22 protein-coding genes are annotated in these 22074 nt (G+C 71.7%); 13 read left to right on the top strand and 9 right to left on the bottom strand.

The features are described 5' to 3' along the window. The first annotated feature begins 116 nt into the window (after positions 1-116). A complete protein-coding gene (gene meaB, locus P2424_RS23870; RefSeq protein ID WP_276477775.1) occupies positions 117-1073 on the top strand; it encodes a methylmalonyl Co-A mutase-associated GTPase MeaB in 957 nt (318 codons plus the stop codon). A gap of 36 nt (positions 1074-1109) precedes the next feature. On the opposite strand, the gene P2424_RS23865 is transcribed toward meaB, so the two are convergent. Then, positions 1110-1787, bottom strand: coding sequence for a PepSY domain-containing protein (locus tag P2424_RS23865; protein WP_276477774.1), 678 nt, complete (start codon positions 1785-1787; stop codon positions 1110-1112). Between the two features lie 126 nt (positions 1788-1913). Here P2424_RS23865 and P2424_RS23860 point away from each other — a divergent pair, with 126 nt between their 5' ends. Both P2424_RS23860 and P2424_RS23855 read left to right on the top strand, forming a co-directional pair. Continuing rightward, positions 1914-2606, top strand: coding sequence for a response regulator transcription factor (locus P2424_RS23860; protein ID WP_276477773.1), 693 nt, complete (start codon positions 1914-1916; stop codon positions 2604-2606). Then, a complete protein-coding gene (locus P2424_RS23855; protein WP_276477772.1) occupies positions 2599-4095 on the top strand; it encodes an ATP-binding protein in 1497 nt (498 codons plus the stop codon). The genes P2424_RS23860 and P2424_RS23855 overlap by 8 nt, the downstream gene beginning before the upstream one ends. A 33-nt stretch (positions 4096-4128) precedes the next feature. On the opposite strand, the gene P2424_RS23850 is transcribed toward P2424_RS23855, so the two are convergent. The 4 genes from P2424_RS23850 to P2424_RS23835 all read right to left on the bottom strand — a co-directional run bounded on the left by P2424_RS23850 (position 4129) and on the right by P2424_RS23835 (position 6787). Then, positions 4129-4605, bottom strand: a complete 477-nt coding sequence (locus P2424_RS23850; protein ID WP_276477771.1) for a MarR family transcriptional regulator — start codon at positions 4603-4605, stop codon at positions 4129-4131. An 81-nt stretch (positions 4606-4686) separates the two neighbouring features. Beyond that, positions 4687-5493: an AIM24 family protein gene (locus P2424_RS23845; RefSeq protein WP_276477770.1), complete on the bottom strand. Its 807-nt coding sequence runs from the start codon at positions 5491-5493 to the stop codon at positions 4687-4689. Further along, positions 5493-6143, bottom strand: coding sequence for an AIM24 family protein (locus tag P2424_RS23840; RefSeq protein WP_276477769.1), 651 nt, complete (start codon positions 6141-6143; stop codon positions 5493-5495). Before P2424_RS23840 ends, P2424_RS23845 begins: the two co-directional genes overlap by 1 nt. Continuing rightward, positions 6143-6787 (bottom strand): AIM24 family protein, encoded by a 645-nt coding sequence (locus P2424_RS23835; RefSeq protein WP_276477768.1) that lies wholly within the window; start codon positions 6785-6787, stop codon positions 6143-6145. The genes P2424_RS23840 and P2424_RS23835 overlap by 1 nt, the downstream gene beginning before the upstream one ends. Before the next feature lie 121 nt (positions 6788-6908). Here P2424_RS23835 and P2424_RS23830 point away from each other — a divergent pair, with 121 nt between their 5' ends. The 6 genes from P2424_RS23830 (at position 6909) to P2424_RS23805 (ending at position 11687) form a co-directional block, all read left to right on the top strand. Further along, positions 6909-7274 carry a DUF3817 domain-containing protein gene (locus P2424_RS23830; protein ID WP_037785248.1) on the top strand — a complete coding sequence of 122 codons (366 nt, stop codon included), beginning with the start codon at positions 6909-6911 and terminating at the stop codon, positions 7272-7274. Then, the gene (locus P2424_RS23825) at positions 7271-7567 is read left to right on the top strand and encodes an MTH1187 family thiamine-binding protein (protein ID WP_276477767.1); all 297 of its coding nucleotides are present in this window, start codon (positions 7271-7273) and stop codon (positions 7565-7567) included. The genes P2424_RS23830 and P2424_RS23825 overlap by 4 nt, the downstream gene beginning before the upstream one ends. A gap of 70 nt (positions 7568-7637) precedes the next feature. Next, complete coding sequence (locus P2424_RS23820) at positions 7638-8900, top strand: MFS transporter (protein WP_276477766.1); 1263 nt, start codon at positions 7638-7640, stop codon at positions 8898-8900. Between the two features lies 1 nt (position 8901). Continuing rightward, positions 8902-9420, top strand: coding sequence for a MarR family transcriptional regulator (locus P2424_RS23815; protein ID WP_276477765.1), 519 nt, complete (start codon positions 8902-8904; stop codon positions 9418-9420). Between the two features lie 110 nt (positions 9421-9530). Next, a complete protein-coding gene (locus P2424_RS23810; protein ID WP_276477764.1) occupies positions 9531-9869 on the top strand; it encodes a DUF3817 domain-containing protein in 339 nt (112 codons plus the stop codon). Between the two features lie 117 nt (positions 9870-9986). Further along, on the top strand, positions 9987-11687 hold the full coding sequence (locus tag P2424_RS23805) for a methylmalonyl-CoA mutase family protein (RefSeq protein WP_276477763.1): 1701 nt from the start codon (positions 9987-9989) through the stop codon (positions 11685-11687). Positions 11688-11755: 68 nt separating this feature from the next. Here P2424_RS23805 and P2424_RS23800 read toward each other — a convergent pair whose 3' ends face one another. Continuing rightward, entirely contained in the window at positions 11756-12430 is a 675-nt protein-coding gene (locus tag P2424_RS23800) for a TetR/AcrR family transcriptional regulator (protein ID WP_276477762.1), read from the bottom strand. A 200-nt stretch (positions 12431-12630) separates the two neighbouring features. On the opposite strand from P2424_RS23800, the gene P2424_RS23795 reads away from it, so the two are divergent. From P2424_RS23795 to P2424_RS23780, 4 genes are all read left to right on the top strand, one after another. Continuing rightward, a complete protein-coding gene (locus P2424_RS23795) occupies positions 12631-13590 on the top strand; it encodes a tetratricopeptide repeat protein (protein ID WP_276477761.1) in 960 nt (319 codons plus the stop codon). Positions 13591-14284: 694 nt separating this feature from the next. Further along, a complete protein-coding gene (locus P2424_RS23790; protein WP_026004312.1) occupies positions 14285-14902 on the top strand; it encodes a DUF6230 family protein in 618 nt (205 codons plus the stop codon). 115 nt (positions 14903-15017) lie between these two features. Then, complete coding sequence (locus tag P2424_RS23785; RefSeq protein WP_276477760.1) at positions 15018-15605, top strand: DUF6114 domain-containing protein; 588 nt, start codon at positions 15018-15020, stop codon at positions 15603-15605. After that, positions 15574-17043: a hypothetical protein gene (locus tag P2424_RS23780; protein ID WP_346660114.1), complete on the top strand. Its 1470-nt coding sequence runs from the start codon at positions 15574-15576 to the stop codon at positions 17041-17043. Before P2424_RS23785 ends, P2424_RS23780 begins: the two co-directional genes overlap by 32 nt. Positions 17044-17161: 118 nt before the next feature. Here P2424_RS23780 and pyk read toward each other — a convergent pair whose 3' ends face one another. From pyk to pta, 3 genes are read right to left on the bottom strand one after another with little or no spacing between them, the layout of a single operon-like run. Beyond that, entirely contained in the window at positions 17162-18583 is a 1422-nt protein-coding gene (gene pyk / locus P2424_RS23775) for a pyruvate kinase (protein WP_276477759.1), read from the bottom strand. A gap of 22 nt (positions 18584-18605) precedes the next feature. Then, positions 18606-19862, bottom strand: a complete 1257-nt coding sequence (locus P2424_RS23770) for an acetate kinase (RefSeq protein WP_276477758.1) — start codon at positions 19860-19862, stop codon at positions 18606-18608. 43 nt (positions 19863-19905) lie between these two features. Continuing rightward, positions 19906-22050 carry a phosphate acetyltransferase gene (gene pta / locus P2424_RS23765; protein WP_276477757.1) on the bottom strand — a complete coding sequence of 715 codons (2145 nt, stop codon included), beginning with the start codon at positions 22048-22050 and terminating at the stop codon, positions 19906-19908. Positions 22051-22074: the final 24 nt, after the last annotated feature.

The raw sequence follows: 22074 nt of genomic DNA, 5'->3' as shown, positions 1-22074 counted from the left end.
TCCGCCCGCCGGCGGCGGGTCGCGGCGGGACGCTGCCGGGCCCGGAGCGGAGATCCCGCCGCAACCGGGTAGGAGGAACGAACAGACGGTGACAGCCCAGAACGGAGCGGTTTGACATGGCGGATGTCGCAGCGCTGGTGGCGGCGGCCCGGGAGGGCGCGCCGCGGGCCGTGGCGCGGCTGATCTCCCTCGTCGAGGGAGCCTCCCCGCAGCTTCGCGAGGCCATGGCGGCCGTCGCGCCCCACTGCGGCAACGCCTACGTGGTCGGCCTGACCGGGTCGCCCGGTGTCGGCAAGTCCACCACCACCTCCGCGCTGGTCACCGCGTACCGTGCGCAGGGCAGGCGGGTGGGTGTGCTGGCCGTGGACCCGTCCTCGCCGTTCTCCGGCGGCGCGCTGCTGGGCGACCGGGTGCGGATGGGGGAGCATGCCTCCGACCCGGGCGTCTACATCCGGTCGATGGCCACCCGCGGCCACCTGGGCGGCCTGGCCTGGGCCGCTCCGCAGGCGATCCGGATGCTGGACGCGGCGGGCTGCGACGTGATCCTGGTCGAGACCGTCGGTGTCGGGCAGTCCGAGGTCGAGATCGCGGCGCAGGCGGACACCAGTGTGGTGCTGCTCGCGCCCGGCATGGGCGACGGCATTCAGGCGGCGAAGGCCGGGATCCTGGAGATCGGCGACGTCTATGTCGTCAACAAGGCCGATCGGGACGGCGCCGACGCCACCGTCCGCGAGCTCAACCACATGCTCGGCCTGGGCGAGGCCCGCGGCCCCGGCGACTGGCGGCCGCCGGTGGTCAGGACCGTGGCCGCGCGCGGGGAGGGGCTGGAGGAGATGGTCGCGGCCCTGGACAAGCACCGCGGCTGGATGGAGGAGCGCGGTGTGCTGGCCGAGCGCCGCGCGGCGCGCGCCGCGAAGGAGATCGAGACGATCGCGGTCACCGCGCTGCGCCGCCGGATCGGCGAGCTGCGGGGCGGCAAGCGGCTCGACGCGCTGGCCGCGCGCGTGCTCGAGGGGACGCTGGACCCCTACACCGCGGCCGACGAACTGGTCGAGGGCGTCACCGAGGGGTGACGCCCTGACCCCGGACGGGGGAACGGGACGGCGCCGTCAGTCGTCGTCCCGCTCCGTCTCGTGGTGCAGCACCTTGCCCGAGGTGCCGTCGAGGACGAGTTCGTGCTCCGTGCCCTGCTCGTCCACCGCTTCGGCCTCCCAGCGGCCCTTGTCCCGGCCGTCGTCGTCCAGGTCGACGGAGGTGACGGCGCCCTCGGCCGCGGCGGCCGCCTTCTTGCCGGCCGTGGCCGCGTCCAGTTCGGCGGAGCGGACGACGGAGCGCTCGTCGTCCTTCCGGGTGTCCACCCGGCTCTCGGCGTTCTCGGCGTTCTTGACGACGTCGCCCGTGCTGGCGTCGATCTTCACGTCGTGCCACGTGCCGTCCTCGGCGAGGACGTCGGCCTCCCACACCTGCCGGTCGCCGTCGGTGTCCAGCTCCAGCTCGCTGATGGCGCCGGGCACCTCCTTCAGCACGGCCTCGGCCGCACGGCCGAAGGAGACCTCCGCGGTACGGGCGTCCCCGGCCCGGCCGCCGCTCCTGCCGCCCTTGCCGTCCTCGTGGTCGCCGCGGTCGTCGTCCTGATCGATCGCGCGTCCGTTCGATTGCGGCGAGCCGGCGGCCGTCGAGGCACCGGCCGGGTCGCTGTCGTGGCCGGCGACCCCGAACGCCGTGGCCGTACCCCCTCCGACCAGGGCTGCCGCGGCGACGGTTGCGATGATGACCTTGCGCTTCATGACGTTCGACTCCTCGGGTCGTTCGCTGCTCTCGCTTTCGATGACTCCACGGTGGCCGACCGTTGCTGAACGTAAGCTGAAGCTACCTGAAGCCCTCTTCAGCCGCGATTTGGCAAGGTTGTCCGTGTGCGTCTGCTGATCGTGGAGGACGAGCGGCGACTGGCCCGGTCGCTCGCCGGGGGGCTGATGGCCGAGGGCTTCGCCGTGGACGTGGTGCACGACGGCGCGGAAGGGCTGCACATGGCGGCCGGGAACGACTACGACCTGATCGTGCTCGACATCATGCTGCCCGGGATGAACGGCTACCGCGTCTGCGGTGCGCTGCGGGCGGCAGGTGACGAGACACCCGTACTGATGCTGACCGCCAAGGACGGCGAGTACGACGAGGCGGAGGGGCTGGACACCGGCGCCGACGACTACCTCACCAAACCCTTCTCCTACGTCGTGCTCCTCGCCCGGGTACGTGCTCTGCTGCGCCGCCGCACCCGCGGGGCCAAGGCCGTCCTGCGGGTCGGGGAGCTGACCGTCGACCCCGGCGCGCAGCGCGTCACGGTGGCCGAGCAGGACGGCGAGCGGGAGGTGGAGCTGACGGCGAAGGAGTTCGCCGTCCTGGAGTATCTGGCCACCCGCGCCGGAGAGGTCGTCGCCAAGTCGGAGATCCTCGATCACGTCTGGGACTTCGCCTACGAGGGCGATGTGAACATCGTCGAGGTGTATGTCAGCGCCCTGCGGCGGAAGCTGGGCGCGGAGCGGATCGGCACGGTGCGGGGGGCCGGCTACCGGCTCGGCGACGCCGCCGCGGGAGCCCGCGGTGCGTAGGGCGTCCGTGCGCCTGCGGGCCGCGCTCGGCGCCACGCTGGTGGTGGCGCTCGCGCTGGTCGCCGCGGGCTTCCTCGTCGTGGCCACGCTCCGCGGCGGGCTCGCCGACACCGCCCGGCTCGCCGCCGAGAACGCGGCACGTGGCACCGCGGCCCAGCTTGCCGGCCTGTCCGATACGCGGGCGGGCCGGGCGGACGGACTCGACGCGGACGAGCCCGTGCAGGTCGTGGCTGCGGACGGCAGGGTGCTCGGCGCCAGTGACCCGCTGCGCGGGCACGGTCCGATCGCCGGTTTCGCGCGCCCCGACCCGCCCGGCGAGGAAGCGGAGCACCAGGACAGCGAATCCGACTCCGAATCCGACTCCGACGCGGGACCGGAGCCCGAGAGCGCCCGTGGCGGCGCGGCCGAGGAGCTGGACGCGGACAGCGAGAGCAGGACGCTCAGCTTCCCGGTGGACGACGACGGCGAGGTCACCTACGACAAGGAGGACATCACCGGCACCCAGGAGTTCGACGTCGCCGCCGTCCAGGGCCGCACCGGGGACGGCACACCCGTCGTCGTCTACTCCGGAGCCTCGCTCGGTGCCCAGCAGGAGGCGGTCTCCACGGTGACCCGCGCCATGCTGTCCGGGCTGCCCGTGCTGCTGCTGGTCGTCGCGGGGGTGACCTGGCTGGTGACCCGGCGCGCGCTGCGGCCGGTCGAGGGCATCCGGCGGGAGATGAGCGCGATCACGGCCAGTACCGACCTCGCCCGCCGGGTCCCCGAACCGGACGCGCGGGACGAGGTGGCGCGGCTGGCCCGGACGACGAACGAGACGCTGGCGGCACTGGAGACGTCCGTGGAGCGCCGACGGCGGTTCGTCGCCGACGCCTCGCACGAGTTGCGCAGCCCCATCGCCTCGCTCCGCACCCAGCTGGAGGTCGCCGCCGCGCACCCCGAACTGCTCGATCTGGACGAGGCCGTGGCGGACACCGTACGGCTCCAGACGCTGGCCGCCGATCTGCTGCTGCTGGCCCGGCTCGACGCGGGTGAGCGGCCCGCCGAAGGGCGGGTCGCCCTGGATGCGCTGGTGCGCGAGCAGGTGGCCCAGCGGGGCGCGGACCGGCATCCGGTGCGGGTGGCGGAGACGCCGGCCGACGGGGAAGTGCGCGGCTCGGCCGGGCAGTTGTCGCGGGTGCTGGCCAACCTGCTGGACAACGCCCAGCGGCACGCCGCCTCGGAGGTGCGGGTCTCGGTGCGGCGGGACGGCGGCGACCTCGTCGTCGAGGTCCTCGACGACGGACCGGGCGTGCCCGCTGCGGACCGCGAGCGGATCTTCGAACGCTTTGTGCGGCTGGATGCCGCGCGCTCCCGCGACGAGGGCGGCGCCGGACTGGGGCTGGCCATCGCCCGGGACGTCGCGGAGCGCCACGGTGGCACCCTGCGCGCACCGGCCCCCTCCGGGGGAGGGGGCCGCTTCGTCCTGCGGCTGCCGCTCGCCGACAGTTGAGGCCGACGGGTGGAGCCCGGCCGTGCGGGAGCGCTACACGCGGCCCCGCTCGGTGCGGAGCTTCTCCGCCATGGGACGCAGGATGCGCTCCAGGTGGGCGAGATCCGAGGGGGAGACTCCGTCGATGAAGTGGCGCCGCACCGACGCGACGTGGTGCGGTGCCACCATGCGCATGGTCTCCCAGCCGTGCTCGGTGAGCACGGCGAACAGCCCTCTCTTGTCCGACTCGCAGGACTCCCGCCGCACCAGCCCGGCCTTCTCCATCCTGGTGATCTGGTGCGACAGCCGGCTCTTGGACTGGAGCGTCGCTGTGGCCAGGTCGGTCATCCGCATGCGGTGCTCGGGCGACTCCGAGAGATTCACGAGTATCTCGTAGTCGTTGAGGGTCAACCCGAACGGTTGCAGATCGCGCTCGAGCTGGTAGCTGAGCAGCCTGCCGACGTCGAGGTGGGTGCGCCAGGCGCGCTGCTCGTCCTCGGTGAGCCAACGGGTGCCGTCATCGGTGTCCATACCGTGAGACTTTACCCAGGCTCGTACAGGCGTGCTTACACCGCGTGGTATTCGGGCTCCGCAGCGTTGCCGGACAGCTGTTCAGAGCCCCAGCCGGCGCTGGAGACTGCCGAACTGGCCCGGCAGTTGCGGCCCCTGCTGCCCGCCGTGGCCGCTGTCGCCCCCCTGGCCGGCACCGGGCACCCCGGCCTGCTGTGGGACGGCACCGGTGTCGCGCTCGTCCATGAGTACCTCGGACGACTGGATCAGCACCGTGCCCGCTCCGACGAACTCGAACTGGTGCTCCTCGCCGGAGGCGCCGCCGACCCCCGTCATGGCGCGCAGCCCGCCCATGACGCCCTTGAGGTAACGGTGGTCGTAGTGGTGGCACGGCGAGGGGCAGTCCGCCCAGCCGACCAGCGCCTGCGGATCGACCCGCACCGGTGGCTCCACGAAGTGCACCTCCCCGTTCGAGGCGGCCACGAAGGAGCCGGTGCCGATCAGGGTGAGGAATCCCGGGATGATCGACTGCTTCAGCGAGAGGGAGGGGTCGAAGGCGAGCAGGTTGCCGGACCGGACGGTCATATTGCCGTCCTCCAGGTCGTAGGAGTTGATGTCGAAGGCGCGGTCGGCCAGCAGCAGTTTGCCGCGCCCCTGGGCGACGACCCAGTCCGCGGCGTGCAGCGGCGAGTGGAAGCTGCTTGCGACGAGTCCGTCCAGCGGCCCGTGCCCGATGCCGTGGAAGTCGATCTGCCCGTAGTAGGCGATCATCTTCCCCTTCTGCAGGAACCACCGGCCGTCCAGCTCGACGCAGAAGGCGTAGGGGTTGACGTTGTCGTTCGCGGGCAGCGACGCCGCGTCGTACACCTGGTAATCCTGCGGGGCGCCTCCCTGCGGCGGCTGGGACATCACAGCTTCTCCTCACTGGCCTGCACGAAAACGGCCCCGCTGCCGGACAGTTCGAGCTGGAACGCCTCGCCCGAGCCGCGCCCCACCATGTCCCGCCAGCCCAGCGCCGAGGACAGCTTGTTGCGTACGTCGCCGAAGTGCGCCACATACGCCTGGGGGTCCACGTGGACGGGGCGGCCGGGTGCGATGGGCAGCTGCACGATGCCGCCGTGCGCCATCACGGCTGCCGAACCCTGCCCGGAGAGCGTGGTGGTGAACAGGCCCTGGCCGGAGACCTGGCCGCGCACCATGCCCATCACCCCGCCGTCCCTGCCGAGGAAGAGGGTGCCCTGCCGCAGTGTGCCGTCGAAGGCGAGGAGGCGGTCCGACTCGACGCACAGCGTGTCGCCGTCGAGGTCGATCACCTGGATGTGGTGGCCGCCGTGGCCGAACATCACGGTGCCGTCGCCCTCCACGGTCATCAGCGGTGCGGCCTCGCCCGCCACCCGGCGGCCGATCATCGACATCACACCGCCCTGGCCGCCGTGGAGGTCGGGCGTGAAGGAGACCTCGCCCCGGTAGCCGACCATCGCGCCGCGCTGGCTGAACATCCGCTGCCCGGGGGCGACGCGGGCCTCCACCAGCTTGCCGGACAGCTCGCGGAACGGCATCAGACGTCCCCTCCCAGCGTGTTGCGCTCGCTCGGCTGCACATACACCAGGCCCGAGCCCTCGAACCGGATCTGGAACGCCTCTCCGGAGCCCTCGCCCATCAGCGTGCGGAAGTTCACCCCGGACTGGAAGCTCTGCCGCAGGTCCCCCTGGTGCGCGACGTAGGCGCCCGGGTCGACCTGGAGCGGCGTCTGCGGACCGACCCGCAGCAGCACCGCGGGACCCGCCGACATCAGCGCCGCCTGGCCGGTGCCCTCGACGGAGGTGGTGAACAGCCCGTTGCCCTGGGAGGCCCCGCGCAGCCCGGTGAAGCTGGTGCCGGTGCGCAGGCCGCTGTCCGTGCACAGCAGGTTGCTCGCCTCGACGTGCAGCTTCTCGCCGTTCAGCCGGACGAGGTTGATGTCGCAGGCCCGGTCGGCGAAATAGCAGGTGCCCCGGCCCTTCACCTCCATCACCGTCATCTGCTCGCCGGTGAGCCGCCGCGTGACCATGCCGCGCACGCCCTCACCGCCGCCGCTCAACTTCTTGAACGCCATCTCGCCGTCGTAGGCGACCATCGAGCCGTTCTTCGCCTTGACCGCGTCGCCGCCGCCCTCGAGCGTGACGGCCAGCACCTTGGTGCCGTCGAGTCGGAACTGAGCCACGCGACGAACCTACCCTGCGACCCGTGATCCATTGCAGGGCTGCCACAATGGACGAGCTTGTGCTTCCCTTCACAATCAATCCGAGGATCCTGCCGTGGCCATACTGGAAACCCCGAGCGGCCTGCCGCCCAAGTCGGTCTCAGCGCTGCGCCGTCTGCGACTCACCTCCGTGCCCGAGGCGATCTCCTGGCTGATCCTGATCGTCTGCTCGCTGGCGAAGAACCTCACCGACGTCAGCTGGGGGCCGGGCTCGGTGAAGGTGATGGGACCTGTGCACGGTCTCCTCTTCGTCCTCTACGTGATCTTCTGGCTCGACGCCTGGAATCGCACCAAGTGGGAGAAGGGCCGGGCCGCCCTCTACTTCGTGCTGTCGATCCTGCCGACCGGCGGCTTCTTCGCCGAGAAGTCGCTGCGCAAGGAGGAGGAGGCCGGGGTGATCGCGATGCGCGCCCGCAAGGAGCAGAAGGGGACCGTCGCCACCTCATGATCGTCGCCTTCTCCGTCACCCCGCTCGGCGTCGGCGAGGACGTGGGGGAGTACGTCGCGGACGCCGTGCGTGTGGTCCGTGAGTCAGGGCTGCCGCACCGGACCGACGCCATGTTCACCTCGCTCGAGGGCGACTGGGAGACGTGCATGGACGTCGTACGGCAGGCGGTCGCGGCGGTCGAGGCGCGGGCGCCCCGGGTCTCGCTCGTCCTCAAGGCCGACATCCGGCCCGGCGTCACCGACGGACTCACCTCGAAGGTCGCGACGGTCGACCGGTACCTCGACGGGGGCTGACCGGGCGCGGACGGATTCGGCTGTAGCCGAAACCCTGTCCGGCGCTGGCCGGGTGGTCCAGCCTCGGTTCATGCCACCGGACAACGAACTGAGCACCCCGTCGGACCGCGGACGGCCGGAGGCGGTCCCGCAGCGGGCGCGGTACGCCCGGCTCTTCCGCGTGCCGGAGTTCCGCGCCGTGTTCGCGGCGCATGTGCTGTCCCTGCTGGGGACGGTCGTGGCAGGGCTCGCGCTGCCCGTGATGATCTACGCGGAGACCTCCTCGCCGCTGCTGAGCGCCCTGACTTTCGCGCTCGGCTTCCTGCCGAACGCGGTGGGCGGCGCCGCCCTGGCCTCGGTGGCGGACCGGTTCAGCGCCCGCCGGGTGCTGGTCGCCTGCGACGTGTTCAGCGCGGCCTGCGTCGCCGCGATGCTGCTGCCGGGGGCGCACGTGGCGCTGCTGCTCGCGCTGCGGGCCGCGGCCGCCTTCGTGCAGCCCCTGTTCACCGGGGTGCGGGCGGCCGGTCTGGGCGCGATCCTGCCGGACCGGGACGCGTTCGTGCTCGGCCGGTCGCTGTTGCGGGTCGTGGCGCAGAGCGCCCTGATCGTCGGCAACGCGGCCACCGGGCTGCTGCTGGTCGTCATCGCGCCGCGCACCGCGCTGGTGCTCACCGTCGCCGGGTTCCTGGGCTCCGCGCTGATCCTGCAGACGGGCACCCGGCTGCGGCCGGCGCCGGTGCGCGCGGCCGCACACACCCGCGGCGGCACCCGCCGGCTGCTGGCCGATCCGCGGGTGCGGGCGCTGCTGCTGCTGTGCTGGCTTCCGCCGCTGTTCGCGGTCGTCCCCGAGGGGTTGGCGGCGCCGTACGCGGATGCGCTGGGGGCCGGGCCCGTCGGGGTGGGTCTGCTGCTGGCCGCGGCGCCGGTGGGCAGCGTGGCGGGCGAGTTGGCCGTCGGTTCGCTGCTGCCCCCGGCGGCCCGCGAGCGCCTGGTCCTGCCGCTCGCCTGCACGCTCCTGCTCCCGCTGCTCGTCTTCGTCCTGCGCCCCGGGCTGCTGCCGGCGCTGGCCGCGCTGTGCCTCTCGGGCGCGGGCATCGGCTACACCCTGGGCCTGGACCGGTGGTTCTTCGACGCGGCCCCCGAGGAGCTGCGTGGCCGGGCCCTGACGCTGATGACGGCGGGCCTGATGAGTTCCCAGGGGCTGGGGATGGCGCTGGGAGGAGCGCTGGCCGAAGCGGTGCCTGCGCACACCGTCATCGCGCTGACCGGCGTCGTGGGCACCGGATGCGTGGTGTGGATCGCCCGGAGGGTGAGACAGCTTCAGCCGGTACATGACCGGCCGGTAGGGTCGTAGGGTGCCCAAGCCGCTCAGTCTGACGTTCGACCCGATCGCCCGTGCCGATGAGCACTGGAAGCAGCGATGGGGCTCGGTCCCGTCCATGGCCGCGATCACCTCGATCATGCGCGCCCACCAGATCCTGCTGTCCGAGGTCGACGCGGTGGTCAAGCCCTACGGGCTGACGTTCGCGCGGTACGAGGCCCTGGTGCTGCTCACCTTCTCGCAGAAGGGCGAGCTGCCGATGTCGAAGATCGGCGAGCGGCTGATGGTGCATCCGACGTCGGTGACCAACACCGTGGACCGGCTGCAGGCGGCGGGCTTCGTGGAGAAGCGGCCCAACCCGAACGACGGCCGCGGCACCCTGGCGGCGATCACCGACAAGGGCCGCGAGGTGTGCGACGCGGCCACCGAGGACCTGATGGCCATGGACTTCGGCCTCGGCGCCTACGACGTCGGGCAGCTCGGTGACATCTTCGCCCTGCTGCGTCCGCTGCGGGTGGCCGCCGGAGACTTCCCCGAGGAGCCCGGGCGCTGAGCCGGCCCCGCCCGCGGAGGTAGGGAAGCGGCGGGACGCGTCCGCCGGGGGCCCGTGCGGTGCCCAGGGCGGTGGCGGGGCGCGCCGGAGCGGCGGTTAGGCTCGTTTCCATGAAACAAAGCGTGCTGACCCGCTACCGCGTCATGGCGTACGTCACCGCTGTGCTCCTCGTTCTGCTGACGCTCGGCGTGATCGGCAAGTACCTGCTGGGTATGGACGGCGCCGACGGCTTCACCAGCGTGGTCGGGATCGCGCACGGCTGGCTCTACATCCTGTACCTGATCTTCGCCTTCGATCTGGGCCAGAAGGCGAAGTGGCCGCTGGGCAAGCAGCTGTGGGTGCTGCTGGCAGGCACTGTCCCCACTGCGGCCTTCTTCGTCGAGCGCAAGGTCACCCGCGAGGTCGCGCCGCTGGTCAAGAGCGGGACGGCGGCCCCGGTCGGCGCCTGAGCGCGGCCCGGCCCGCTCCCGGGCCCGCCGGCTCCGGCTCTCCGGCCGGGGTCGGGTGGGCCACACCGGGCACTTTGTCATCGACATTTACTTGGACGTCCTAGTAAATTCGGTGGTATGGATGCTGACGCCATCGCACAAGGCCGCCGCCGCTGGCAGGAGCGCTACGATTCCGCGCGCAAGCGGGACGCCGACTTCACCACGCTCAGCGGCGATCCCGTGGAGCCGGCCTACGGGCCCCGGGACGGCGACACCGTCGCGGGTTTCGAGCGGATCGGGTGGCCGGGCGAGTTCCCCTTCACCCGCGGGCTCTACCCGACCGGCTACCGGGGCCGGACCTGGACCATTCGCCAGTTCGCCGGGTTCGGCAACGCCGAGCAGACCAACGAGCGCTACAAAATGATCCTCGAGGCCGGCGGCGGCGGGCTCTCCGTCGCCTTCGACATGCCCACACTGATGGGTCGGGACTCGGACGACCCGCGCTCGCTGGGCGAGGTCGGCCACTGCGGCGTCGCCATCGACTCCGCCGCCGACATGGAGGTCCTCTTCCGGGACATCCCACTGGGGGACGTCACCACCTCCATGACGATCTCCGGTCCCGCCGTCCCGGTCTTCTGCATGTACCTGGTCGCCGCCGAACGGCAGGGCGTCGACCCGGCCGTCCTCAACGGCACCCTCCAGACGGACATCTTCAAGGAGTACATCGCGCAGAAGGAGTGGCTCTTCCAGCCGGAGCCCCACCTGCGGCTCATCGGCGATCTGATGGAGCACTGCGCGGCAGGCATCCCCGCCTACAAGCCGCTGTCCGTCTCCGGCTACCACATCCGCGAGGCCGGGGCGACCGCGGCGCAGGAGCTCGCCTACACGCTGGCCGACGGCTTCGGCTACGTCGAACTGGGGCTCAGCCGCGGCCTGGACGTCAACACCTTCGCGCCCGGACTCTCCTTCTTCTTCGACGCCCACCTCGACTTCTTCGAGGAGATCGCCAAGTTCCGCGCGGCGCGCCGCATCTGGGCCCGCTGGATGCGCGACGTGTACGGCGCCACGAGCGAGAAGGCGCAGTGGCTGCGCTTCCACACGCAGACCGCGGGCGTCTCGCTGACCGCCCAGCAGCCCTACAACAACGTGGTCCGCACCGCCGTGGAGGCCCTCTCCGCGATCCTGGGCGGCACCAACTCGCTGCACACCAACGCGCTGGACGAGACCCTCGCGCTGCCCAGCGAACAGGCCGCCGAGATCGCACTGCGCACCCAGCAGGTGCTGATGGAGGAGACCGGCGTCACCAACGTCGCCGACCCGCTGGGCGGTTCCTGGTACATCGAGGACCTCACGGACCGCATCGAGGCCGACGCCGAGAAGATCTTCGAGCGGATCCGCGAGCGGGGACGGCGCGCCGTGCCCGACGGGCAGCACCCGATCGGCCCGATCACCTCCGGCATCCTGCGGGGCATCGAGGACGGCTGGTTCACCGGCGAGATCGCCGAGTCCGCCTTCCGCTACCAGCAGGCGCTGGAGAAGAACGACAAGAAGGTGGTCGGCGTCAACTGCCACACCGGCTCGGTCACCGGCGACCTGGAGATCCTGCGGGTCAGCCACGAGGTGGAGCGCGAGCAGGTGGCGACGCTGACCGACCGGCGCGCAGCCCGCGACGACGCGGCCGTGCGCACCGCGCTCAGCACCCTCGTGCAGGCCGCGCGAGGCGAGGGCAACATGATCGCGCCCATGCTGGAGGCCGTCCGGGCCGAGGCCACGCTGGGGGAGATCTGCGGGGCCCTGCGGGACGAGTGGGGCACCTACACCGAGCCGCCGGTCTTCTGAGCCGGGCTCACGGGGAGCCGGGGCGCGGGGCGCAGATTCCCGCGTCCCGGCTCCTGCGCGTCCGGCGGCTACCGGCCTCCGCCGCCGGGCGGCTCCGTCCTGTCGTCCGGCGGCGGTGAGACCGCGCTCAGCCCCTCCAGCAGCAGGGTGGTGAACAGGCGGGCCCACGCCTCGTCCACCGGGCAGTCGCTCACCAGCGAGCGGTGCACCACCGCGCCCGCGATCACATCGAAGATCAGGTCGACCACGCGCGCGGTCTCGCCGGGGTCGGCCGGGTCGGGAGGCAGCTCTCCGCGTCGCTGCGCCCGTGAGCGGCCGTCCAGGACCAGCCGCTTCTGGCGGTCCACGATCGCCTCGCGGATGCGGGGCCGGAGTGCCTCGTCGGTGGTGGACTCGGCGAGTACGGCCATCAGCGCGGTCTTGGCCTCGGGGCGGCGCAGCAGGGCCGCGAAGGAGAGCACGACCCCTTCCACATCGGCGCGCAGGCAGCCCCGGTCGGGCAGCTCCAACTCGTCGAAGAGGACGGCGACCGCGTCGATCACCAGCTCGCTCTTGGCGGCCCAGCGCCGGTAGAGGGTGGTCTTGGCGACTCCGGCGCGCTGGGCGATCTCGCCCATCGTCAGCCTGCTCCAGCCGACCTCGACCAGCGCGGCGCGCGTGGCGGCGAGGATCGCCCGGTCGGCCGCGGCGCTGCGCGGGCGGCCGCGGCGCTGGGCTGAGGGCAGGGGGTCGGGGACGGCCATGCGCAGACCCTACCGATCGGTACGGGAGGTGCAGAGTGAGGTGGATCACTCCGCGCCGAGGTGCGGGCGTCTTGCGGGGGCGCGGGGCGCACAAGTTACGCTACGACTCGTAGCGGAATGACCCCCGCGACGATCACCCGCCGGGTGGGGACCTGGCGACCATTGCACACGAGGCCGCGGCAAGGGGGGAGACTGGACTCATGCAGCCACGCAACATGTCCATGAGCGGAGTCGTCGACCTCGCCGCGGTGAAGGCGGCCGGTGAGGCCAAGCAGAAGGCGGAGCAGGGGCGAGCCCGCGCCGCCGAGGGGAACGGGGCGCCGGGGCCGGCCGGCCTGGTGCTCGATGTCGGGGAGGCCGACTTCGAGGCGGAGGTGCTGGAGCGCTCCGCCGAGGTACCGGTCGTCATCGACTTCTGGGCGGAGTGGTGCGAGCCGTGCAAGCAGCTCTCACCGCTCCTGGAGCGGCTCACCCAGGAGTACGCGGGCCGGCTGCTGCTGGCCAAGATCGACGTCGACCGGAACCAGATGCTGATGCAGCAGTTCGGCGTCCAGGGCATCCCGGCGGTCTTCGCCGTGGTGGCCGGGCAGGCGCTGCCGCTGTTCCAGGGGGCGGCCCCCGAGCAGCAGATCCGCGCCACGCTGGACCAGCTCGTCCAGGTCGCCGAGCAGCGCTTCGGTATCACCGGCCTGCAGGGTGTCCCGCAGGAGGAGGCCGCAGCCGAGCCGGCCGAGCCGCAGGCCCCGGAGGACCCGGTGCTGGCCGCCGCCCAGCAGGCGCTGGACTCGGGCGATCTGCCCGGCGCCATCCAGGCGTACCGCAACAAGCTGGCGGACGAGCCGGCGAACATGGAGGCCAAGGTCGGCCTGGCGATGGCCGAACTGCTCTCCCGGGTGCAGGACATGGACGCCCGGAAGGTGCGCAAGGACGCCGCCGACCGTCCGGACGACGTGGCCGCGCAGTTGCGGGTCGCCGACCTGGACATGGCCGGCGGTCATGTCGAGGATTCCTTCAGCCGGTTGGTGGACACGGTCCGGCGCACGGCCGGTGAGGACCGGGACGCGGCGCGGGTGCGGCTGCTGGAGCTGTTCGAGGTCATCGGCCCGGAGGATCCGCGCGTTGTGACCGCGCGTGCGGCCCTCGCTCGCGCGCTGTTCTGACCTGCCCGTACCGACGGTCACACAGGCGTCGCCACTCATTGATTTAGCGACATCGGCGGCCGCGCTTTGCCAAAACTTGGTAATCGCGGCCGCCCTTACGCGTTGTAGCGAAATCTCGCGGAAACCTCCTGGCTTGCCCGGTTGAGACGGTTACGCGCCCACCCGTGATCGCAACTCTCCGTCGCCGATCGGTACCCCGCGACGACTTCCGGGTTATCCAGCCGTTACTCGTAAGTAACGAACCCCCTTGTGCGGCGGGCTCAGATGCACCACGATCGGCCACGCTCGGTCCATCGCCCCGCAGCCCGGCATCCATCCGGCGCCGCGGTCGATGGTTCCCCACCGAGTGGACCGGCATCGCACCATCCGCACCACTTGCATCACCCAACACCCGTTCCACCCGCCGGTCCTCAGGACAGGGGGGTCCCTGCTCCACGGCAGGGCCTGTCCTTGCAAAGCAAGGTTGCGCGAGAGCGTGGCCCGTGGTTGTCGCTCGGGGGTGATCGTCAACAACTCGGACGTGACGTGCGTGAGGACGGCATGGACGACGTTGGCGCTCTCCGTTCCGAGGACGTAGCTCGTCTCCCTCCCCAGCCACGTGGCCGGGAGGTACCCCCACGGCAGGAGCGGCCCGCTGAGCACAGGCGGCACGGCTCTCCGAGCCGGAGATGTACGTCCGAGAAGGAGGAAAGTCATGGAGTCCCTGGCTCGTGGCGGGACCAGATGGAAGCGGTTCGCCGTAGTCATGGTGCCGAGCGTGGCCGCTACGGCAGCGATCGGCGTCGCCCTCTCGCAGGGTGCGCTGGCGGCGTCGTTCAGCGTCTCCGGCCAGCAGTTCAAGGTCACGGCGGATCAGCTGGACGGCAGCGGGTTCGTCCAGTACGGCGCGCTCGACAGCACGGAGAAGGGCAAGAAGCCCGTCGCCGTCGTCGGCATGAACTCGGCGAAGATACGCAATCTCTGCCAGTCGGTCGTCGTCCCGGTCCCGGTCTTCGGCGACGTCTCGATGAAGCTGAGCGCCGGCGGCGCGGGCGGCCCCAAGGTCGAGGCGAAGAAGCTCTACATCGACGCCGACGACCTGTACGCGAACGCCACGTTCAAGAACATCGACATCGGCGTCAGCACGGACAAGACCACCAAGGGTCCCGGTCCGCACAAGGGCGACGCCTACGCCAAGGGCTCCTTCGCCCAGCAGGCGGAGAGCGTCCGGTTCACCGACGTCAAGCAGCGCGCGTGGGCGACCACCGCCGGCACCTTCAAGCTCAGTGGTCTGCACATGAGCGTCAAGAAGGGCAAGTCCGAGTGCTACTGATGTGAGCCTCCCGCGGGTGCGGAGGGCGAGGGCACCCGCTCCGACCGCACCTCCGCACCCGTAGGGTCCGCTCCACACCAGCAAGTTCTGTGCCAGTTCCGAGGAGCCCCGTACCATGAGCGCCGACACGCGACAGAGTCTGACGACCGGATTCGGCCACAAGAGGCAGTCCTTCCGGCACTGGCGCGGCCAGCGCCCGTTCTGGGGCGGGGTGCTGACGCTGCTGGCGGGCATCCCGATCATGTACGTCCCCTACCAGAACCTCACCCTGGGGTCCCTGACCATCCGGATGTCGACGACCGCGGGCGCGGGCTCGCTGATCATCGGCGTACTGCTGGTCGTCCTCGGACTCACCATGTGGTTCCAGCCCCAGTCGCGGGTGTTCGCAGGCGTGGCCGCGATCCTCCTCGCGCTGGTCTCCCTCGTCGTCTCCAACTTCGGCGCCTTCCTGATCGGCTTCCTGCTCGGACTGATCGGTGGAGCGCTGGGCGTCTCCTGGGTTCCGGGCAAGACGGTCGCGGCCGAGCCCGTGGCCGAACGGGCCGACCGCACCGAGCAGGCCGAGGAGGCCGGGCACCCCGCGGAGGATGCCGGTACGAACGCCGGAACGGGGCCGGCGAGCGACAACACAGCAGTCTCTGGAGCGTCCCCCGCGGACGGGGTCGACGCGCATGACGGGAACGGGAGGCACCGTGCCGGGTGACGAGGTCCACGAAGGGGAGGGCGCGCGCCCGGGCGCCGCGTCGGGTGCCCGGGGAAGAGCCGGGCCCCGGCACGCCGCCCCCAGGAAGCCGCTGCTGACCCGGTTCCACTTGCCGGCCGGCAAGGCGGTGGCTCTGGCCGCGATGCCTTCGGCCGTCCTCCTGGGAGTCGGGATCACCCCGCAGCTCGCCAACGCCAAGCCGCTCCCCAAGAATCCCTTCAAGGGCGACTCCTGCGTCTCCATATCCGAGCAGCAGGAGACCGAGGAGGAGAAGGCCGAGCGCAAGGAGCGGGCCGAGAAGCTCAAGAAGGAGCTGGCCCGCGAGCAGGCCGAGCGGGAGAAGGCGGCCAAGGAGGCTGCCGGCGAGGCCGACGGCGAGAAGGCCGGCGAGAAGGCCGACGGGACGTCCGAGGACGGCGCCTCCGGTACCGGATCCGCCGGCGACAAGCCGTCCGGCTCCTCCGGGAAGACCGCTTCCGAGGAGCCTGCCGGCGCGCCCTCACCCTCGCCCTCCGCGAAGTCCGAGGACAGTGCGCAGGACGAGGAGGAGAACCCCTGGTACGACCCGCTGGGGGTGGGCAAGACGCTCGACGACCTCCTTCACCCGGACAAGGGCGAGGACACCGACGAGCCCGCCGACGAGCCTTCCGAGAGCCCCACGCCCAGCCCCTCGAAGGGCTCCGGGGACTCCTCGGGGGACGCCGGGGACGCGAACCCCTCGTCCGGCGGCGACGCGAAGCCCGAGCCCGGATCGGACAGCGGCGGCAGCGCCGAGCGGACCGGCAAGGGTGACGGGAACGACGCGGCGAGCGGTTCCGACAAGGCGGGCAAGGCCGAAGAGGGCGACAAGGACGCCGGGGACGAGAAGGACGGCAAGGACGAGCCGGGCGGGGACTCCGGAGTCGGTGCCGACGAGAAGGACGGCACCGCCCGCGACTACGACCCCGAGAAGGACGCCGGCAAGCCCTTCCCGTGCCCCGAGAAGATGGACGTTCAGGGCACCGGCGAGCAGACCCCGGCCCAGGTCCCCAACGACCCCTGGCACCTGGAGGCGTCCTCGCTGACGCTGATGGGCCTGGACTACGAGGGGGTCGTCAACATCACCATGCCCAACGGGAAGACCAAGCAGGCCCTGAAGTTCACCGCCGACGCGCTCGACATCGGCGATCTGCACCAGACGGTGCAGGCCGACGGGGTGACCTACCACGTGCAGGCGGCCGAGGGCTCCAGGTCGACCATCCGCGGCGGCAAGGTGACCATGTACACCGAGGAGCTGAAGGGCAACCTGTTCGGGCTGATCCCGATCACCTTCAGTCCCGAGACGCCCCCGCCGATCAATGTGCCCTTCGCCTACTTCACCGACGTGTCGGTGCGGCAGGCGGGCCAGTTCGGCGGCACCCTGACGATTCCCGGGCTGCACCAGTACGTCCGCAAGTAGGCCGCAGGCAGGCCACCTCCGCACCAAAGGTCCCGCCCCCTGCCCGGGGTGCGGGACCTTTCGTGCGTCGGTGCGGCGCCCGGCCCCCGGCGCACGGGGGCGGGGAGCTGTCAGCGGGTCAGGCGGTGCCCAGGTGGTGGACGCGGACCATGTTGGTGGTGCCGGGGACGCCGGGCGGGGAGCCCGCGGTGATCAGCATGGTGTCGCCGGTCTCGAACCGCTGCAGCCGCAACAGTTCGGCGTCGACGAGCTCGACCATCTCGTCGGTGTGGTCGACGTGCTTGACCACGAACGTCTCCACACCCCAGCTCAGCGTCAGCTGGTTGGCGGTGGCCGCCTCCGTGGTGAAGGCGAGGATGGGCTGGCCGACCCGGTAGCGGGACAGCCGCCGGGCGGTGTCGCCGGACTTGGTGAAGGCCACCAGGGCCTTGCCGTCCAGGAAGTCGGCCATCTCGCACGCCGCGCGGGCGACCGAACCGCCCTGGGTGCGCGGCTTCTTGCCGGGCACCAACGGCTGCAGGCCGCGGCCGAGCAGTTCCTCCTCGGCGGCCTGCACGATCTTCGACATCGTCTTGACGGTCTCGATCGGATACTGGCCCACCGAGGACTCGGCGGAGAGCATCACCGCGTCGGCACCGTCCAGCACCGCGTTGGCGACGTCACTGGCCTCCGCGCGGGTGGGCCGAGAGTTGGTGATCATGGACTCCATCATCTGGGTCGCCACGATCACCGGCTTGGCGTTGCGGCGGCACAGCTCCACCAGCCGCTTCTGCACCATCGGGACCTGCTCCAGCGGGTACTCCACGGCCAGGTCGCCGCGCGCCACCATCACGCCGTCGAAGGCCATGACGACCTCCTCCATGTTGGCGACCGCCTGCGGCTTCTCGACCTTGGCGATCACCGGGACCCGGCGTCCGACCTCGTCCATCACGCGGTGCACGTCGCGCACATCGGAGGCGTTGCGCACGAACGAGAGGGCGATCATGTCGGCGCCCATCCGGAGAGCGAACTTCAGGTCCTCGATGTCCTTCTCGCTGAGCGCGGGCACGTTCACCGCGGCGCCGGGCAGGTTGATCCCCTTGTGGTCGGAGATGACACCGCCCTCGATGACGATCGTACGGACCCGGGGGCCCTCGACCTCGACGACCTGCAGCGCGACGTTCCCGTCGTTGATCAGCACCGGGTCGCCCTTGGAGACGTCACCGGGCAGCCCCTTGTAGGTGGTGCCGCAGATACTCCTGTCGCCCGCCACGTCCTCGGTCGTGATGGTGAACTCCTCGCCGCGGACCAGCTCGACGGGTCCCTCGGCGAAAGTCTCCAGGCGGATCTTGGGGCCCTGCAGGTCGGCGAGGACACCCACCGCGCGACCGGTCTCCTCGGCGGCCTTGCGGGTGCGGTGGTACCGCTCCTCGTGCTCGGCGTGCGAGCCGTGGCTCATGTTGAACCGGGCCACGTTCATACCCGCCTCGATCAGCGTCTTCAGCTGTTCGTAGGAGTCGACGGCAGGGCCCAGGGTGCAGACGATTTTGGAACGGCGCATGGTGGCGATCCTATCGTTTTGTTTAGGTACTGAACGATTCGGGGGCGGCACCCCCGGGCGCCGGAGCCGTCCGGCTCGGCACGACCAGCGCATAGGTCTGCTCTGCGATCTCCAGTTCCTCGTCGGTCGGTACCACGGCAACGGCCACTCTCGCGTCCGCGGGCGAGATCAGCCGCGCCTCCTTTCCCTCCGCCGCGTTCAGCTCGCTGTCCACGGCCGGCCCCAGCTCCGCCAGGCCCGCCACGGCGGCCTCGCGCACCGGTGCGGCGTTCTCGCCGACGCCCGCGGTGAAGACCACGGCGTCGACCCTGCCCAGTACGGCGTAGTAGGCACCGATGTACTTCTTCAGCCGGTGGACGTAGATGTCGAAGGCCAGCGCCGCGGCCCGGTCCCCCGCCTCGATCCGGCGGCGGATCTCGCGCATGTCGTTGTCGCCGCACAGCCCCAGCAGGCCGCTGCGCTTGTTCAGCAGCTCGTCCACGGCGTCCGTGTCCATTCCGGCCACCCGCTTGAGGTGGAAGACCACCGCCGGGTCGATGTCACCCGACCGGGTTCCCATCACCAGCCCCTCCAAGGGGGTCAGCCCCATGGATGTGTCCTCGCACCGCCCGCCGCGCACGGCGGAGGCCGACGCGCCGTTGCCCAGGTGCAGCACGATCAGATTCACCTCGCCGGGGTCCTTGCCCAGCAGCTCGGCGGCCTTGCGCGACACATAGGCGTGCGAGGTGCCGTGGAAGCCGTAGCGGCGCACCCGGTGCGCGTCGGCGGTCTCCGTGTCGATGGCGTAGCGGGCCGCGTGCTCCGGCATGGTGGAGTGGAACGCGGTGTCGAAGACGGCGACCTGCGGCAGGTCGGGGCGCAGCCGCTGCGCCGTGCGGATGCCGGTGACATTCGCCGGATTGTGCAGCGGCGCCACCGGGACCAGCCGCTCGATCTCCTCGAGTACGGCGTCGTCCACCACCGTCGGCTCGGTCAGCCGCAGCCCGCCGTGCACCACCCGGTGGCCGATCGCGGCGAGTTCGGGGGAGTCCAGGCCGAGCCCGTCGGCGGCCAGCTCCTCGGCGACGGCCCCCAGCGCCGCGCCGTGGTCGGCCAGCCTGCCCGTGCGGGTGCGCCGCTCGCCCCCGGCGGCGAGCGGCTGGTGGGTGACGGCCGAGGTCTCCTCGCCGATCCGCTCGGCGAGGCCCGCGGCCAGTCGGCTGCGGTCCACCATGTCGATCAGCTGGTACTTCACCGACGACGAGCCGGAGTTGAGGACGAGGATCCGGGTGGGGCTCACGGCAGGGCGCTCTCTGTGCGGGTACGGGGGGCGGGGGCGGCGCTCAGCCGCCGGAGCCGTGCGGGAACGCGGCCTGTGCCTGGACCGCGGTGATCGCGACCGTGTTGACGATGTCCTGCACCAGCGCGCCGCGGCTCAGGTCGTTGACCGGCTTGCGCAGCCCCTGGAGGACGGGACCCACGGCGATGGCCCCGGCCGAGCGCTGCACGGCCTTGTAGGTGTTGTTGCCGGTGTTCAGATCGGGGAAGACCAGCACGGTGGCCTGCCCCGCCACCGCGGAGCCGGGCAGCTTGGTGGCGGCGACGGAGGGCTCCACGGCCGCGTCGTACTGGATCGGTCCCTCCGTGAGGAGGTCCGGACGGCGCTCGCGGACCAGCTCGGTGGCCCGCCGTACCTTGTCCACGTCGGCGCCCGAGCCCGAGGTGCCCGTCGAGTACGAGAGCATCGCGATCCGCGGCTCCACCCCGAACCGGGCCGCGGTGGCCGCCGACTGGATCGCGATGTCGGCGAGCTGCTCGGCGTCCGGGTCCGGCACCACGGCACAGTCCCCGTAGACCAGCACCCGGTCGGCCAGGCACATGAAGAACACCGAGGAGACGATCGAGGCGTCCGGCCGGGTGCGGATGATCTCGAAGGCCGGGCGGACCGTCGCCGCCGTCGAGTGCACGGCACCGGAGACCATGCCGTCGGCCAGCCCCTCGTCGACCATGAGCGTGCCGAAGTACGACACGTCGGAGACCACGTCGTGGGCCAGCTCGTAGGTGACACCCTTGTGCGCACGGAGAGCCGCGTACACCTCGGCGAAGCGCTCCCGCAGCGGAGAGGTCTGCGGATCGACGATGCGCGCGGTGGCGCCGCCCGGGCCCGCGGCGGCGTCCGCGGGGATCTCGTCGCCGGCCGGCAGATCGAGGCCGATGCTCAGCTCGGCGGCGCGCTTGCGGATCACCGCCGGGTCGCCCAGCAGCGTCAGATCGCAGATGTTGCGCCGCAGCAGCACCTCGGCCGCGCGCAGCACCCGCTCCTCGGCGCCCTCCGGCAGCACGATGTGCCGCCGTGCCGCGCGCGAGCGCTCCACCAGCTCGTGTTCGAACATCATCGGCGTGACCCGCTCGCTGCGCTCCACCGAGAGCTGTGCCGAGAGCTGGGCGGCGTCCACGTGGGTCTCGAACAGCCCCAGTGCGATCTCGGCCTTCCGCGGGGTGGCGGCGGTCAGCTTGCCCTCCAGGGACAGCAGCGCGTCGGCCGTCGGCATCGACCCCTCCGGGACCACCAGCACCGGCGTGCCGGGCGCCAGCCGCGCGGCCAGCGCCAGGGTCTGGTCGTCGGGCCGTTCGTCCAGGGTGAGCAGGACACCGGCGATGGCGGGGGAGCCGGCGGAGTGCGCGGCCAGCGCCCCGATGAGCAGGTCCGAGCGGTCGCCGGGAGTGACCACCAGACAGCCTTCGGTGAGTGCGGGCAGGAAGACGGGCAGGTGGGCGCCGCCGAAGACCAGATTGCGGACGTCGCGGGAGAGCCCGGCGTGGTCCCCGAGCAAAACCTGCGCCGCCGTCGCCTCCTTGACCTGGGCCACTGTGGGCGCGGCCAGCGCGGGCTCCTCCGGCAGCACGAACACCGGTTCGGGCAGCCGCTCGGCCAGTCCACGCACGGCTGCCGTGCCCTCGGGGTCGGCCACCCGGTTGGCGACCATGGCGATCAGGTCGGCGCCCAGCGAGGCATAGGCGTCGTGCGCGTTGCGGACCTCGGCGACCACCGCCTCGGGCGACTGGTCGCGGGCGGCGACGACCGGCAGCACGGCCGCCCCGAACTCGTTCGCGAGCCGCGCGTTGAGCGCGAGCTCGGCGGGCAGCCCGGTGTCGGCGAAGTCGGTGCCGAGCACGAGGACGGCCTCATAGACGTCGGCGACCTGGTGATAGCGGTCCACCAGGTGGGAGATCAGCTCGTCCGTGCCCTGCTCGGCCTGGAGCGCCGCCGCCTCCTCGTACCGCATGCCGAAGACCGAGGAGGCGGGCTGGGTGAGCCGATAGCGGCTGCGCAGCAGGTCGTAAAGCTCGTCGGGCTCGTCGTGCACCAGGGGCCGGAACACCCCGACGCGGTCCACCTGGCGGGTCAGGAGCTCCATGACTCCCAGCTCGACCACCTGGCGTCCGTCGCTGCGGCCGATGCCGGTCACGTACACGCTGCGCGCCACGCGCTGTCTCCTCCGGTCGCGGTC

The organism is Streptomyces sp. WMMB303, from assembly GCF_029351045.1.
Taxonomy (GTDB): Bacteria; Actinomycetota; Actinomycetes; order Streptomycetales; family Streptomycetaceae; genus Streptomyces.
The sequence above is the reverse complement of the archived record's forward strand: the minus strand, read 5'-3'. Positions and strand labels throughout refer to the sequence as shown.